The sequence below is a fragment of the Paenibacillus hemerocallicola genome (genome assembly GCF_006265175.1).
Taxonomy (GTDB): domain Bacteria; phylum Bacillota; class Bacilli; order Paenibacillales; family NBRC-103111; genus Paenibacillus_AB; species Paenibacillus_AB hemerocallicola.
Genome location: NZ_VDCQ01000113.1, coordinates 294 through 15,897, shown reverse-complemented (window position 1 = coordinate 15,897; position 15,604 = coordinate 294). Strand labels below are relative to the sequence as shown.

Annotated in this window: 13 protein-coding genes; 3 read left to right on the top strand and 10 right to left on the bottom strand. The window is 49.7% G+C overall.

The window, feature by feature from the left end:
* Positions 1–290: 290 nt before the first annotated feature.
* The 7 genes from FE784_RS39275 to FE784_RS39245 all read right to left on the bottom strand — a co-directional run bounded on the left by FE784_RS39275 (position 291) and on the right by FE784_RS39245 (position 8,815).
* Positions 291–1,238: a DMT family transporter gene (locus FE784_RS39275; RefSeq protein ID WP_176706849.1), complete on the bottom strand. Its 948-nt coding sequence runs from the start codon at positions 1,236–1,238 to the stop codon at positions 291–293.
* A 319-nt stretch (positions 1,239–1,557) separates the two neighbouring features.
* The gene (locus FE784_RS39270) at positions 1,558–3,228 is read right to left on the bottom strand and encodes a glycoside hydrolase family protein (RefSeq protein ID WP_139607752.1); all 1,671 of its coding nucleotides are present in this window, start codon (positions 3,226–3,228) and stop codon (positions 1,558–1,560) included.
* Between the two features lie 65 nt (positions 3,229–3,293).
* Positions 3,294–4,688: an ABC transporter substrate-binding protein gene (locus tag FE784_RS39265; protein ID WP_139607751.1), complete on the bottom strand. Its 1,395-nt coding sequence runs from the start codon at positions 4,686–4,688 to the stop codon at positions 3,294–3,296.
* 243 nt (positions 4,689–4,931) lie between these two features.
* Positions 4,932–5,996, bottom strand: coding sequence for a sialidase family protein (locus tag FE784_RS39260; RefSeq protein ID WP_139607750.1), 1,065 nt, complete (start codon positions 5,994–5,996; stop codon positions 4,932–4,934).
* A 228-nt stretch (positions 5,997–6,224) separates the two neighbouring features.
* Positions 6,225–6,938: a PIG-L deacetylase family protein gene (locus tag FE784_RS39255; protein WP_139607749.1), complete on the bottom strand. Its 714-nt coding sequence runs from the start codon at positions 6,936–6,938 to the stop codon at positions 6,225–6,227.
* Positions 6,939–6,959: 21 nt separating this feature from the next.
* A complete protein-coding gene (locus FE784_RS39250; RefSeq protein WP_139607748.1) occupies positions 6,960–7,961 on the bottom strand; it encodes a Gfo/Idh/MocA family protein in 1,002 nt (333 codons plus the stop codon).
* On the bottom strand, positions 7,958–8,815 hold the full coding sequence (locus tag FE784_RS39245) for a sugar phosphate isomerase/epimerase family protein (RefSeq protein ID WP_139607747.1): 858 nt from the start codon (positions 8,813–8,815) through the stop codon (positions 7,958–7,960). The genes FE784_RS39250 and FE784_RS39245 overlap by 4 nt, the downstream gene beginning before the upstream one ends.
* 203 nt (positions 8,816–9,018) lie before the next feature.
* Between FE784_RS39245 and FE784_RS39240 the strand changes: the two genes are divergently transcribed.
* Complete coding sequence (locus FE784_RS39240) at positions 9,019–9,906, top strand: AraC family transcriptional regulator (RefSeq protein WP_139607746.1); 888 nt, start codon at positions 9,019–9,021, stop codon at positions 9,904–9,906.
* Between the two features lie 867 nt (positions 9,907–10,773).
* Here FE784_RS39240 and FE784_RS39235 read toward each other — a convergent pair.
* Positions 10,774–12,084, bottom strand: a complete 1,311-nt coding sequence (locus FE784_RS39235; protein WP_139607745.1) for an ABC transporter substrate-binding protein — start codon at positions 12,082–12,084, stop codon at positions 10,774–10,776.
* 390 nt (positions 12,085–12,474) lie between these two features.
* Here FE784_RS39235 and FE784_RS42290 point away from each other — a divergent pair, with 390 nt between their 5' ends.
* Positions 12,475–12,648, top strand: a complete 174-nt coding sequence (locus FE784_RS42290) for an ArsR family transcriptional regulator (RefSeq protein ID WP_246132387.1) — start codon at positions 12,475–12,477, stop codon at positions 12,646–12,648.
* Between the two features lie 40 nt (positions 12,649–12,688).
* Entirely contained in the window at positions 12,689–13,360 is a 672-nt protein-coding gene (locus FE784_RS39230; protein ID WP_246132386.1) for a transcriptional regulator, read from the top strand.
* A gap of 157 nt (positions 13,361–13,517) precedes the next feature.
* Here FE784_RS39230 and FE784_RS39225 read toward each other — a convergent pair whose 3' ends face one another.
* Together FE784_RS39225 and FE784_RS39220 are read right to left on the bottom strand one after the other, a co-directional pair.
* The gene (locus FE784_RS39225; protein WP_139607754.1) at positions 13,518–14,261 is read right to left on the bottom strand and encodes an SDR family NAD(P)-dependent oxidoreductase; all 744 of its coding nucleotides are present in this window, start codon (positions 14,259–14,261) and stop codon (positions 13,518–13,520) included.
* 81 nt (positions 14,262–14,342) lie between these two features.
* A complete protein-coding gene (locus FE784_RS39220) occupies positions 14,343–14,993 on the bottom strand; it encodes a TetR/AcrR family transcriptional regulator (RefSeq protein ID WP_246132388.1) in 651 nt (216 codons plus the stop codon).
* Positions 14,994–15,604 lie beyond the last annotated feature (611 nt).

Sequence of the window (15,604 nt, the reverse complement as noted above, 5' to 3'; positions counted from 1 at the left end):
GACAGCCAGACCGATGGCGAGCAGCAAAGTCCGATTTTCGTCTCCATTTCTCCGGATCGGCCAACTGATCGCTCGACGGATTATGGGGCTGTTCCCGTCCTCTTGAAGAGCCGTAACGCCCGTCAGTCGTAGTAATAACCGATCGGTGTCGCCCGTAACCTTTGTTTCGCACACTAGAACTTTATCCCACTCCTGATAAATCACACCCCGCTTCGGCTTATCCGGCATAAAAAAACATCGCCAGCAATGTGGCGATGTCAAATTTATATAATCTGCGTTAGCTGACTTGATTACCGCATCATTCCCGGCATGTCGCCGGCTCTTTTTTCTTTACCGGAAGCGGTCGGAGAACGCTCCATTTCAGATACGTGTTTTGTTTGCCTAGTCCGAAGCGTTGCAACCGCAACCCCGATTATAACAAGCAGCGCTCCCGTCAATTGCGAGCCGGCAATTCGGGTCCCCAGTATGAGATAGCCTGCAATCATTGTGACTACCGGTTGCAAGTAAAGAAACAACGAAGTTTTCCCTGTACCGACTTTTGTTATCTGCCCATTCCATATTACGAAACAGATTCCTTGGCCGACTATGGATGTAAGCGCAATAAGCAGCCAGACCCATAGCGGCTGGATAAACGTTACGAGCGATTCGCTCATGAGTGAAAAGGGAAGCAGCATGCATGTGCCGATTACCATCCAACATGCGCTCGTCATGAAAGGGTCTCCCGAATGCCTCATCCATTTGCTGACTAATATGTAGGAAACGGCAACGGAAACCATCGATACGAACGTATAGATCACTCCAAGCGAAGCCTGGATTCCCGAACTGCCTCCCACCGCAAAGTATATTCCGGCTATCGCGCATACCGAACCGACAAACAACCGCATCGTAAAGGCTTCGCCAAGAAAGAAAGCGGATAACACGGCAATTGTAACCGGCCCTAACGAATGGATTAAAGCTGCAGTCGTAGCATCGGCGTAAGACAAGCCCGCAAAATAAAACAATTGGCTCATAAACGTTCCGAAAAAGCCAAGAGGTACTAAAAAGAGCCAATCCCTCTTGGTCAGTTTTACCAGCCTTCTCGTTGCCGCCGCATAGGCCAAAAGAAACAACGAGGCGAAAACAAGCCTGGAAGCGCCGAGAATAAAGGGAGTCATTTCGACAAGAAGCATGGAATTGATGACGATATTGCTCCCCCACATTGTGACACATAGCAGCAGTAAAATGTATGAACGGAACATCCCTCTACCCTTCTTCACGACCGTCATTATCTGTTGTCTTGCAATCGTTCAATCATCTACCCGCTCGTATCAGCCATTACTCTTCACACGAGGAAGCCTTTTGGATCGATTGTTCATGTCCCTTTTTTTCCAGCCTGCTCTAAATCAAATGTGCGGCGAGCTTGGCCGGAAAATATACCGAACAAGTCACCGATTTTGCCGGGCGATTCGTGAAGCGACGAGCGACGTCGACATCGTGTGAAGCTTGTTACGATGTCTTTTCATCTGCGTCATCAGCGTTTGCATAGTCATCCTCCCAAATCTGATCGGAGCATGCAGATCAGTGGTTGAGAACACCGAGTTGAACTTCTGTTAACTCCACAGTTCTTGCGGAATCGGAAGCTGCAATTGCAACAGAGATCGAGTTTCGTCCCGGATTCAGAACTCGAAGATTGTCCAACTCAATCTGGAAATAGGTTTCCTTAAGGGGCACTGCACTCGATGTACCCGTTACAGGAATGAGTTTCCCGGCTGCAGAACCTGCATACAACACTTCATCGCCGACCTTCAGCTCAATCGTGTCCGTCTCCTTCACATTTATGAGCCCCAAACGGACACCGACGTAATCCGGCTTTTTCCTACCCTCAGCCTTCAGTTTGTCCCCGACGTATAAGTCGAACGTTCCAGAACCGCTTCCAACCCATTTGGCAGGCAACGGAAGCGGCATTTTGCCATCTACGTCTTTCCACAAGTTTTCTCGATAGGGGGTCACAGCAAAAGTTTTACTCGTATCCCGAATCGTCTTCTCGTCGCCAAGTGCGGCTTGAACATTCGTTCCAAGAGTGTTAAGCGGCAACGTCCAGTTAAACATTTCAAAGCCCGATGCGCCCATGTGCCAATAATTCGATGCGGCAGCCCGAGCAAGCTCGGGGGTAATCCTACTGACTTCGGCGGTTTTGTACGAATCCGCCGTGGGAACTTCCTCAATCGGACGGCTGCCGGTATACTTGGCCCCCAAAATGATATTCGGATATATTTTCGCTCCCGACTTCTTGGCAAGTTCGACGAATTCGTCTACAGGCATATTGTTCGATAAATCGTAAATGAGAGCAGGTGTTACGACGTCTACAAGCCGATCTGAGATCCATTTGTCAACTTCGAGGCCGGCCCACTTTGCGTCCCGGATCGTCGAAGGGACGCGCACAAACAAATAATATGGCTTTCCCTGCTCCTCGGACAGCTCGTCAAGCCGCTGCCGGACTTGGCTTACCATTTCGGTTATCAGGTGAGCTGACTCCATTCCATGGGGTGGCGTGAAATAGAGCGGGTGACGCATGAAATCGAGTTGAACGCCGTCCAAAATATCCTTGTATCTATCTATGAACTCCAAAATGATACCCAGCTTGTATGAACGGTACTCTTCATGGACGTAGTCGAAAAACCAATCAGGCTTATTTTCTATCAAATATTGAGCCCCGTGCTCGACCTTAAATTCGCCCGCCAAAGGGTTGTTCACCCCGTCCTTTATACCGTGGGGATCGTTCATACGGTGCGTGGCTATGAAGCGCAATCCGATTTCTTTCGCCCGTTCGCCTTGCAGCCGGAGCGGGTCAACTCCCGCATCGATCAATGACCGACAGTTGTTCATGTATTTCGTTACCCTCTGCACCCAAGCTTTATCGAAAGACTGTTCCGCGATTTCGTCCGGAATTGTGCGCCATCCGATCGTGCTACCGGCAGTAGACGGGTAATACAGCACCTCGGAGCCGTAACCGACGTTCCGGATGAGCGTCTTCACGTTCGTTCCAGCGAGCGACTTTACCCCCGAGTTGATTTGTTGTATCGCTGCCTCCGGGTTCGGAGCATTGCATATCTGTTCCCCATCATCGTTAAACAGTACACCGAAATCGGGCAAAGATTTTCCGTTAGCAAAAGCGTTTCCACATGCAGACGTCAATAGCAGGACCATCGAAAATAACACGATAGCTTTTAGCTTCAATCGTATGTTCATACTAATCCTTTCACATCCTCCCTTTTCTTTGTTAAGCTTCCATACTCCGTCCGCATCCATTGTGATCACTTTTTCGTCTTCTCGATTTGCGCCTGAATCGCTTTATCCGCCTCTTCCGCAGCCTGTCTCAACGCCGTGTTAATATCCGAAACTTTCCCGGCCGCCAAGTTGACCAACTGCTTGTTCAAGGCGGATCGGGCCAGCTCTTCGTAAGCCGTCATCGTAAAAGGAGCAGCGATCTTATCCTGAAACATCGCTTCCATATTGATCTTTCGCTGCAGCCAAGGAATTTCTTTGCCGAACTCCTTTTTCTTGTTCGGATCGTTCAGCACCGTCAATCCGCCCGCCTTTTCCATAGCAAGCATATGCTCTCTGGAAGCCAGGAAAGCGATCACCTGGAATACCTCGTCCTTATGCTTGCTCGTGCTTGCGAGCGCGAACATATTGCCTTGTATGCCGCTGCCTACCCCTGGGAGATCGGCAAAAACCGGCGCTTTTGCAATGTCCCAATTGGTCGTCCACGTCGCATTCAAATCATTAGTCGCTACGAGCATCGCGGCAGTACCATTTTGGGTAAATGACGCAAAGGCTTGATTTTCATTTCCCGGTATTTGGCGGAAACGAACGAGATTGTCGGCAAACTTTTTCCATTTCGGGTCCGATACGAACAGCGATTTGTTCGTTTTCCGATCGACTAACGGCGCGGACAGCTGGTTGAACAGCGTCAAGTTGTCGAACGGAATAATCGCCCCCTGATACTGTACTCCGTCATCGGTGCGCGTCAATCTTTTGGCTAAATCGTACACTTCGTCCCAAGTCAAGCCGTCTTTCGGATACGACACGCCGAACTTATCGAACAAATCTTTATTGTAATACAATTTGTGAACGCTGTGATTGACGGGCAATCCGTACAACGGCCCGCCGGTTATGCCGCGCAGCGTCTCGATCGCCTGAGGGTACACGATCGACAAATCGTACTTGTACTTCTTGATCAAGTCGTCGATGTCGTACGCCAATTTCGTATCTACCAAGTACGGATCAATTTGGCCCGGAGCCACATGCATAATATCGATCGGGATTCCTCTGGTCAGCGCTCCGTCGATCGACAGCGTACCTTTGGAATCGTCCGTAGTGGACGAAAGGAGGTTATAAATAACGTTAATATGCGGAAATTTCTTCTGAATATCGTTGCCGTGATCCCGTATAAATCTTTCTTTATCTGTGGACCCGAGAAAATACAGATCGAAAGGCTCCTGCTTCACTGGCGCCGCTGCCGATTCGCCGTCTTTTCCGCTCTTGCCGCTCCCGCCCGAACAAGCGGAAAGAACCGTTGCGATCGACAACAAACTAATCGCGCACAGTGTTGAAGTTCCATGCTTTGTCCCCCAAAAGCGACATGATGCTTCGCCGCTTATTCCCGATACTTTCCGATCGGTTTCCCAATTACGCTTCTTGAACATCGCCTATTCCTCCGTAACATTCAATTTGAACATAATTTTCGATACGATATCGATAAGCCGCGGACTTCCGCATGGATGAAAGCGCTTAAATTTCAATATAACCGCACAAAGAACAAAATTAGGGTTGGACGGTTTTTATTTTTATGGTAAGCTGAAATCGTTTGTTGCTCAGCCGGTTCTTTCATGAGGCTGGCGGCGGGTTGGCGTGGCTGCGCACATTCCCGCCATTTTCTTTTCAGCGCGTTATTGCCAAACCGACAAGGGCATGAACGTCCCGGCCAATACGCTGCGCGAAGTGTCGTAATAGATCGTCAATATCCGGTTATCCGGAAGAAGCACACTGGAAGAGTAGCCCATATCGAACACTCCGGTTGTTGGCGGATCGTAGATCACTCTGGCCTCTGTCGCTTCCCAGCCTTGCTGCAGGTCGAACCATTTTCCCATAACCCGCCTGTTTTTCGCCGGTTCCAATGCGCCGCAGCTGACGCCAATAGGATTGCTCCACGTGACGAACGCCCGGGTCGAATCGATGTTCAAAAAGTGCGGACGGTGAACCCGCCCTACGCTGTATAGTTTGGACCATGTGCGGCCGCTGTCCGCCGATTTGAACATAATTCCCGGTTCTCTCGTCAAGCAATAAATCGTCCGATCTCCAACGTAAAGAAAAGCCGCCTCATTGTAAGCTTCGTCATCGCAAGAAATGGCTATTTCCGTCTCGCCCCCCCAAGAAAGCCCTCCGTCCGAGCTTCTGATGGCCGAAAGCCTCCATGTATTTAGCTTCGTGCTGTAGTCGTGCGATCCGTACAGCGGTATGAGAATATCGCCGTTTTCCAAGACGGCGGGCGTCCCTTGACGAGCGTTCCAAACGTTTTGCCCCGTAATCTTGACAGGCTCCGACCACGTCGCCCCACCGTCGCTGCTCCGCATCGAATACGTTTGGCGGTTTTTCAAGTAGTCGGTCTCACCGAGGTACGAAAAGGTAAAAAACGTGAGCCATAACGTGCCGTCATGCAGCTCCAACAAATTCGGGTCTCTCGTTTCCAGTCCTGTATGCCGCCAATCGACCACGGTTACCGGTTCCGACCAAGATTTGCCGTTGTCCCCGCTGCGAATCATCCGAATAACGCCTTTGTCTTGCTCGGCAGTTTTGGGAACATGGCAGCTGTTCCAGTAATACACTACGAGCAGTTCTCCGTTTTTGCGTTTGGCGATATCCGGGAAATAAGGGCGCTTGCCGCCGTCGCCCGCCGTCAATACGATGTTTTCGAATTCATCGCTGCCAAAGGCATGCATATGTTGCTCATTCATGCTTTCTCACTCATCCTCTCTGATCGTTTGTACTTTACCCCGCTTCGTTCGAACCGATCATGTTTATGCCGCTTATATTGGCATCACCTCCTTAACAGTTGCAGCTGCTGCCGGCATCTCTAGTTAGCGTACCAGGAATAAGCTTCGACGGTTCACTTCACTTTTTGGGGACCAGACCCAAAAGTGAAGTTATGTGGTACCCAACGATTCCCGCACATTCAGCCAAATTTATGGCAGCAGCCGTACTGTCGTCAGCCGCGGCCACGCTTTGCACTGCAAGAACCCTTCCGCATAGGCGGCGCCGCATTGCAAACCACGAAACTTGGAGACGGTGCGGACGAAATCGAGGAAGTCGATGCCGTCGTGCTCGTATAGCCATTTGATTTGGCTTTCGTGTGCGGCGTTCATCGCAATTTTCGTTTCGATATGGTCGGTAACGTCCACATATTCCGTCGGCAAAAAACCGACGCCGGCAAGCGTGTCCATGTAATAGATCGGCGCAACTTTCGCATTGGACGGAGCCGGAACTTTCGTTTCGTAATGCGGCACGGATGCGGCGAAGCTGGCATCGAACACCGCCGTCGACACTTCCATATGGTCTTTCATATAATCTTCCGGCGGATGCGTAATGATCACATCGGGCTCCGTTTGCCGGATGACGTCTACAAGCTTGGCGATCAGCTCGTCCTGGTCGGCCTTCACGAGCAAATCCGGCACATCCATGCTTATTACGGTAGCCCCGATCAGCGCTCCCGAATTTTGCGCTTCCTTCGCACGGATCAATCGAAGCTCATCCGGCTGAATCACTTTATGACCTTTGTTGCCGTTGGCCACGTGAACCATCGTCACGTTGTGGCCAAGCGCCGCATATTTTGCCAGCGTCCCTCCGCAGCCGATCTCGAGATCGTCCGGATGGCAGGCGATAGCCAGTACGTTCATCATGTACCCTTCCTTCAAAGTATATTATTGCGCGGCGGCGGCGATTTCCCGCAGCGTCAAGCGTAGCGAGTCGCAGCCGTCCTGCAAAGTCGATTCTCCGATCATCCGGCCGGACGACAAGCAGTCGAGGAAATATTTCAGCTCATTGTAATAGCCGTCCAAGCTAGAAATATTGCCGCCGCCTTCTCCGACGGCCGACGTCGCTGCCGGCTTCGGTTCAATAACGCCACCGTCGTTTTCGTATATGCGCAGTGTCGGACTGGCCGCCGAGCTGAATACGACCGTCGCTTTTTCGAAGCTGACGCGGTACACCATTTCGAACGGAAACGATCCCGGATAATTCCAGCCACCCTCAAGGGAAATAACGGCGTCTCCGTATCGGTACAAACTGAATATATGTCCGTTCGCTCCGTCCGTGTTGACCGTTTCGGCTGATAACCGATCGGGATCGCCAAACAGCGAGCGGACGAAATCGACGTCGTGCACGTGCAGATCAAGCGCTGCGGAACCACTCTTGAGCGAGTCGTGAAGCCACCCGTTCCATGCCCAATCAGGACGCGGACTTATCCGCTTGAATACGCCCGAACATATTCGGCCGTACGTTCGTTCGGCAACTAGCCGCTTCAACTCTACATATTCCGGCCAAAACCGAATGCATTGCCCGACCATCGCCTGCGTATTCGTCCGGCGCTGCAGCTCGAGCAGCTGCTCGGCTTCATGCTCCGTGAGACACACAGGCTTTTCTATGAAGACGTTGAATCCTTTGTTCATAGCCGCTGCCGCCGTCTCAAAGTGCAAAAAAGTAGGCAAGCAAATATCGATCGTATTGACATCCGCCTCGCGGATAAGCGACTCTGCCGAAGGAAATACGTCCGCACCGAACTTGGCGGCAAGCTTGGACGCCTTATCGGCGTCGTCATCCGCTACCGCCGTCACCCGAAAATCGCCGCGTTCCGCCAGCGCTTCATAGCAGGAAGCGTGCATGGAGCCCATAAATCCTGCGCCAATTAATCCGATCTTGATCATTCCGCTCTCCTCCCGGTTCTTCCAAGAATGGCATCCATCGCTCCCGACGTATTGTAAATGATTTGCTCCGGGTAATGCCGGTAAGGGGGAATCATTTCCGCAATGACGTAGTCGGAATATCCGATTTCCTGCAGCTTGCGCATCACGAGCGGGTAATCGACGTCGCCGGCCAACAAATCGACGAATGCCGAAAGCCCGGCGCCATTGCGGCGAAAATCTTTAAAATGCACTTTTTTAATGCGGCTGTTCAATATTTTGATCCAATGCTCGGGATATCCCGTCAATATCGTATTTCCTACATCCAAGTACGCACCGACATAATCAGACCCGATACTGTCGATAAACGTTCTCATTTCAAGCGGGGACAGCAAAAATTTGTTCCATACGTTCTCTACGCCGATCGACACACGAGCGGCTGCCGCAGCGGATGATAAAAGCCGCAGCGCCTCCAACGCGTTGTCATACGCCACATCGTACTCGGTAACGGCCGACCCGGGGATAAAATCGACGCCGACAGCTCCTGGCAAGACGAGAATCGTATCCGCTTTCAACTGCGCGGCGACGTCCAGTTGACGCTTCACGACATCGATCGCTTTGTCGCGATTTTGTTTCGAAGTGCTCGTCAATGCGTACGACCAGCCTAGTCCGGAGGCAAGACTGGATATTTCCACGCCTTCCCCTTCCGCAATGCGCGCCAGCTCCGCCACCTGCTCCGGGCTGCTTTCCAAGCTTAAATCGCCAGTCTCCGCAAGTGCCAGCTCGATGCCGTCAAAACCCGCCTGTTTCGCCAGGCGGATACACGCAGCAGCGGACATATCCGCGGGAAACGACCATTGATTGATTCCTTTCTTCACACGCCACACCGCCTTTCTACGGTCCCCCAAAAGCGATGCCGCTACTTTCGGGAATATCCCTTCTCCTTCATCCTAGCGGTTTGTCTGCGCGAATTCTTTACCGAAACTACAGGATTATTTAGCATTTTTAGGCTCTTGCCTTTCCTCGACAGCTTATTTTGTCTAATATAGACTTATATTCCCGCATAAGTGAGGGGACGAACATGGGTATTATTAAAACTCCGTTGAAAAACGTGATCGACGTGACTCACCTTATATCGCTGCATTACTTCGAATTCGCCAACGATTTTATTTTTGAAGGGGAAGCGCACGATTACTGGGAGCTGCTGTACGTGGACAAAGGCGAGATCGAGGTAACGGCCGATTCGCAAGGCTTCGTGCTGAAGCAGGGAGACATCATTTTCCATAAGCCGAACGAATTCCATTCCGTATGGGCAAACCGGAAAATCGGTCCGAACGTCATCGTCGTATGCTTCGAATGCATCTCGCCGGCAATGAAGCTGTTCGAAAATAAATTGTTTTGCTTGAACGACCAGGAGCGCAACATGATTGCCGGCATTTTAAAGCACGGCTTCGCCACGTACCGCCCTCCTTTCGATCATCCGCGCGTTCACGATCTGATCGAATGGGACGATGCGCCGTTCGGCTCCGAACAGCTGCTGCGCATTCAACTGGAGTCGCTGCTGCTCAGCCTTGCATCGCGAGGCGAATCGCTGCCGCAATCGAACCGCCTGTCAGGCGCCGCGATGGAACGCGGCGAGGACGAGCTGCTGAAGCGAACGCTAGCTTATATGGAGGAGCAGCTGCACTCCAATCTTACGCTGGAGGAGCTGTGCGCGCGGTTTCATGTCAATCAGTCCCGATTAAGCGACCTGTTCAAAAAGCGGTTGGACATGAGCGTCATGAAGACGTACAAAAACATGAAAATCGAACGGGTCAAGCTCGTGATTCGCGAGGAACAGAGCAATTTTACGGAAATAGCGGAGCAGTTCGGATACAACAGCATTCATACGTTTTCCCGCCACTTTAAAACGACAGTCGGCATGTCGCCGACGGAATACGCCAAAACAGTGAAGGCGAGAGTCCACTAATTCCCCTGTTCCCCCGCTTCTCCTTACGCCAAAAAGCGCTGCGTCCCGATCAGCGGTACATTCCCCTGGAAAGGAATCACAATTCATACAGCGAGGCCGGTCCACTGGAAATGGAGCCTCCTACCGTATCTGCGGACAGCGCCAAGAAGTTGCTGCTAGCTCTTTATATGTGGAGCTTCGATACCGATATACTTCACCAGGCAAGGCAGGACTGTATTATGAATTGCTCCTGAGTCCGGACGTACCTCGCTTTTACACCGGTGCGCCCACGGTGATGTACGCATCATCCGACTATCCTTGCCTCGAATCCAGTTCGTGTACCTTAGCTCGTGCTTTTGCCTCCAGCTTCTTTCAGATTCCACCTCGCGATGGACACCCTTGCTCTTGGCTAACGGTAGGCGTTCGCCAGCCACCGCTCGGTACTTTCACCCTAGAGATGACGCCCATGCTGGACGTACATCGAAAAGCCAAGACGATGGGTCTGGGCTTTTCGATGTTCACGAGTGTCCAACTTGTTGCGTTCAAACGATTCCCGAATCCGTTATGTTGCCGACTTCAAAGCTCCTGAGCCGTTATCGGTAATCTTCGCAAGATGCCCGATAGCCTCCAAGCGTTTGCAAAAGGTTTGTTTCCTTCTTAAAGATTGAAAAATCTTTAAATTAACTGAAGCTTGCAACACTCTTCGAATGCGAAGATACCGATGACTTGAGGCTACTACGCAAATGTGAGAGGAATGTGAGAGATTTGCAATATGCAAAGACGACATTCAACCGTAGAGGGGCCAAATCCCCGCTTCTGCTTCGCGGCCTCTTTCCTTATGTCGCATAGCGCGACGGTCCGGCATCGTGATGAAAAAATCACCAACATCTAACCGCCTATCTGATCTTTAATGTACTGATTCAACTTCTCTTGCGCGTTCCGCAAGGACGTATTGACATCGACGCCCTTGGTAACCGTTTCCTCCGCAGCTGCGTTTATGAAACTCCTGGCCTTCTGGTCGTATTTCGTATGCTGGTGCAGCCCTTGTGGGAGCATAAACAACGCATCCGTATGCTTCCCTTTCAAGAAGGACAGATCGGTGCCGAAGTCTTTCCGGATTTCTCCCGTTTCCCGTAATACCGGTACTTCGCCGCCTTTGTTTTGCAGCTTCTGGATTTCTTCGCCGACGAGATAGGAGATGACTTGAAAAGCCTGCTCCTTATGTTTGCTTGTCGAGGAAATCAGGAAGTTCTGCGATTCCACCTGCCACGCGTAGCCCTTGCCTTTGTCAAAAGTCGGGACCGTCGCCATATCCCAATTATACTGCTGCCCATTCGTCGCCATTTTTTTCAACTCTCCGAACATATCGGCGGACCAGAAGGCTGCCATCCCGTTTGTCTGTTGTTTTATAAACTTGTCGACAGTAGTGGGTACCTTGCCGTCCGCTATATATCCTGGCAGCGAGTAAATCGCCTTATACTGATTGAACAACCTCTGCCATCCATCTGTTTCCAACACAGCATTGTTCGTCTGTTTGTTCACATAAGGCAATACAAGTCCCATGGCCATCCGGTCCGCCCCTCCGACCAAGAGTCCGTAATATTGCACGTTGCCCTCGTTTCGGGTCAGTTTTCCGGCTAGGCCGGTCGCCTCCTCCCAAGTCATACCGTCTTGCGGATATGGAATGCCGAAAATATCGAAAACATCCTTGTTGTAAAATAGAGCGGGAACGTTCATTCGGAAAGGGAGCGCCAGCATATCCCCTTTATCGCTAAACGTCTTTATCGCGTCAACCGCATCCGGGTTGTATTTCGATAGGTCTGTCTTGAACTTTTTGATATACGGACCAAGGTCATCAATTACTTTTAGCTCTTGCAAAGCAGGAATTCCCGGCAAACCGGACATTAATATATCCGGCGTTTCGCCTGCGGCAATCAAATCTTCCAACTTGCCGCGGACTCTCTCTACGGTGATATTCGGGTGCTTCTTGGCGAGTTGTTCGACGAAGTACGACTCGAAATTTTCATCGGTAAAAGCGCCGTGAGCTACCATAAATTTGAGCGTTACGGGCTCGGAGCTTATCTGAACCGCTTCCGCATTTTCTTTACCCGGTTCTTTCCCGCCGCTTCCTTGGCCACCGCAGCCGTTAAGGAACAACAATAAACCTGCCGCGGCTGCGCAAATGATTGTTTTTTTCACTTGGAGACCACCTTCCCTTTTTGGATAGCTTTGTTCATGTTCATAAAATAAAAAGAAAGCGCTGTCGAAGGTTGGGAAATCGCTTTCTCACATACAGTTTGTTTGGTTTGTGAAAGAGCCTCAATTCGTTAGTTATGTCGCCTCGCCCCACCGTTCTTCATCTACATGGTCGTCAGTTTAAACATCCATCATCTGTTTTCTTGCAAGCTGCGAGCGAAAACTCCTGTCTGATCATTTCTTGAGCCATCTACATACCCCCTCTAATTAATAAAAAAACTATCTTAATTGCATTTCGGTTAATATAATAGATCACCCTTGTCCTTTTGTCAATGTTAATGTTGACTAATTAACATTTTTATTATGCAATTGGATGAGTTAGGAGCGTGCCGTATGATCATAGACGTGACACCGAGAAATATGAATGTGCTGGAGTGCTTTTCTTCCGAAACGCGAGTTCGGATCATCGAATTGTTGAATGAGAAGCCTTATAACATTGGTGAGCTCGCAGAGGCATTAGGCTTGTCATCAGCCATCATTACCAAGCATATCCAGAAGCTGGAGTGAGAATACGGTAGGAAAACGAGGCACGCAGAAGCGCTGTTCCTTGAATGTGGACAAGATGACGTTAGTGCTCCGAACGGCCGAAGAAGAAAAGCCGCGCAGCCAAACCGGATTTACGGTCGACTTGCCGGTCGGACAATACATCCGGTATAAGGTCCGGCCAACCTGCGGCTTGGCGTCCTCCGTCAAGCATATCGGCATGATGGACGACCCTCGTTATTTCGACGATCCCGAGCGCACAACGGCCGAGCACCTCTGGTTTGCAAGCGGTTTTGTCGAATATCGGATTCCGAATTATTTGGTGGGACAAGAAACCGCATCATGCTTAACCATTTCTTTGGAGATTTGTTCCGAAGCGCCTTATTATAACGATAATTGGCCGTCGGATATTACATTTTCCATCAACAACATGGATGTTGCTACCTGGACCTGTCCGGGTGATTTTGGCAGCAAGCGCGGACAATACACGCCCGAGTGGTGGGTGGATACACAATACGGACTTATTAAGGTCCTCTCCATTTCCGATGAAGGCACATTTATCGATGGGGTAAGATTTTCGGACGTTCGAATTGATCAACTGAACATAAAAACAGGACAGGAGCTGCTCTTTCGAATCTCTTGTTCCGAATCCGCTGCGAATTGCGGAGGTGTCAGCCTTTTTGGCAAAAACTTCGGCAACTATCCACAGGACATTCGAGTAACGGTTTCGGTTTAGATCTCTATTTATGGATTGCAGAGTAAAGGGCTGGCTTCCCAGCCCCTTCCTCTACATCCCTTTTTGCTCATTTTCTTTCCTCTTATCTTCGTAATTCAATGTAACGGTCGTATTCACCGGGAGGCGATCCTCTTTGGCCATCGACCACAGAAGCAGTTTATACAGCCGTATATCCGCCATCAACCAGCAAACTTGCCCCTGTAATAAAGGAGGCATCCTCACTTGCTAAAAACAAAACTGCCTTTCCCACCTCTTCTGTTGTGCCCATTCTTCCTATGGGATGCTGCGCCTGTAGATACCGAACCATTTCTTCCTTTAATCCGCTGATTAAAGATGTCTCGATGTAACCCGGACAAACCGTATTGACACGAATGCCATTGGCTGCATAAGCCGCAGCCGACGATCTTGTCAGCATATGAACGCCTCCTTTGGCAGAAGCATACGCTGCTACGCGTGCTTTCCCAACAAAACTATGCACAGAACCGCAATTGACAATCGACCCGCCTTCACCCTGGGCAAGCATTTGCTTGATCGCATGTTTATTACAAAGGAATACACCAGATAAATTCACTTGGATGGTTTTTTGCCAAACTTCATAATCAATTTGATCGGTTGGACCATCGCTTGCCACCCCTGCATTGGCAAACAACACGTCCAATCTTCCGTATCGCCGAACAGTGTTGCCCACCATTCGAATTACTGCATCTTCATTAGATACATCCGTTTGCACAAAAAAACTATCCAAGCCCTTTTCATTGAGAGTGCGGGACACCTCTCTGCCCTTATCAGAATAATCCGCGATGACTACTTTTGCTCCTTCTTCTGCAAACAATCGCGCTGTTGTCGCCCCAATTCCACTCGCTCCGCCTGTTACAATAACAACTTTGTGCTGAAATCTCATCATCTTCATTCTCCTTTAATGTTAAATTAATTTAATCTAACTAGTTATTTATATTTGGGGATTTGAAAAGCCTTCCTTTATCTACAACAAGGATGGCTCCATCAACCCGTAAACAACGATATGAACTAACTGTTCTTTAAATTGTTCAAGCGGTATCTGCGACTGAATTTCATCAGGCATCATTTCGCTAAGACGACGATAGGTTTGTACAAATGGAATTACCAGATTCATCAGCAAAATAGGCATCATAATCGGTTCGATATCCTTGCGTATCAACCCATTTTTTTTTGCAGATTCAGCTAATCTGCTGAATACTATGATGTCATCAGGCGAATACGATATGGACTTCCATATTTTCCATTCCTCCGCCGCTTCCCATAAATAAATTTTTAAATATCTCGGATGGTCTAACAAAAACTGATACGAACTCCGTATGACGTCTCCTAGTAACCGACGAAATTTTGACGGATCTGATGTCGTTGTTTCATCAGCTAACGAGTCTCCCGCCAAACTTTCAAAAACGGTATTACCCAACTGATCAGCCCGTTTAATCACACCGGTGTACAACCCTAACTTGTCCCCAAAATACTGATAGATAAGGCTTTTATTATATCCAGCCAAACTTGCTATCGCATCAACACGAGTAGCGGAATACCCATGTTCAGCAAACATTTCTTCTGCAGCGTCAAGAATGATTTCTTTTGTTCTGGCTGCATCATACGTCTTTTTCATCCTTTGCACTATTGCATGCAGCTCCATCAATTTTTTAACTAACTAGTTAGATTATGAATGCCATCCTCTCGTTTGTCAAGCTTTGGATAGCTGTTAGCTTATTCTACAGCTGTCGAAGATCAGTACTAGCCATTTGTATTCCTCCTCAAGTAATAATCCAGATTGCCCCTTCCCGTCAAACGGTTTACGAACTGCTGTATCAGCGGACAGAACGCAGCAAGGCTCACGGGATCGAAAAACTGTATCCCAGTGTTGCAATGCGGGAACAGCTTCTTGATCATAAGCGATTAATCGTTCGCGCCATCGCCCTCTAGGGCTACGATCCCCGTCTCCTCGTCCAGCTGCCGTATCGCAATATTTTGCGGGCATTCCGTTCGCGCTTTCCCAAGGACTGTTTGCCCACCGCCGCGGCGAGCGCTGATCTTGGGAGCAAGGAGGAATTCGACAAACGGTTCCGAGGAGTTCTCGAGAAGAAATTCCCCCATATTACCTTCAAACGCCGATCCAATACCCGAAACAACCAGGTGCGCACGCCTTGTCCCGACCGACACGTTAGACAATTACTTATAATTTATATTTAAAAGCGTGAATCCCTCATCCAGTAAAATGTA

Bases quoted from the DNA above. Each gene is read 5' to 3' on its own strand.
- FE784_RS39240 (WP_139607746.1), top strand. From the start codon at position 9,019: ATGGGTATTATTAAAACTCCGTTGAAAAACGTGATCGACGTGACTCAC.
- FE784_RS39270 (WP_139607752.1), bottom strand. From the start codon at position 3,228: ATGAACATACGATTGAAGCTAAAAGCTATCGTGTTATTTTCGATGGTC.
- FE784_RS39250 (WP_139607748.1), bottom strand. From the start codon at position 7,961: ATGATCAAGATCGGATTAATTGGCGCAGGATTTATGGGCTCCATGCAC.
- FE784_RS39275 (WP_176706849.1), bottom strand. From the start codon at position 1,238: ATGTTCCGTTCATACATTTTACTGCTGCTATGTGTCACAATGTGGGGG.
- FE784_RS39255 (WP_139607749.1), bottom strand. From the start codon at position 6,938: ATGATGAACGTACTGGCTATCGCCTGCCATCCGGACGATCTCGAGATC.
- FE784_RS39220 (WP_246132388.1), bottom strand. From the start codon at position 14,993: ATGAAAAAGACGTATGATGCAGCCAGAACAAAAGAAATCATTCTTGAC.
- FE784_RS39225 (WP_139607754.1), bottom strand. From the start codon at position 14,261: ATGAGATTTCAGCACAAAGTTGTTATTGTAACAGGCGGAGCGAGTGGA.
- FE784_RS42290 (WP_246132387.1), top strand. From the start codon at position 12,475: ATGATCATAGACGTGACACCGAGAAATATGAATGTGCTGGAGTGCTTT.
- FE784_RS39265 (WP_139607751.1), bottom strand. From the start codon at position 4,688: ATGTTCAAGAAGCGTAATTGGGAAACCGATCGGAAAGTATCGGGAATA.
- FE784_RS39260 (WP_139607750.1), bottom strand. From the start codon at position 5,996: ATGAATGAGCAACATATGCATGCCTTTGGCAGCGATGAATTCGAAAAC.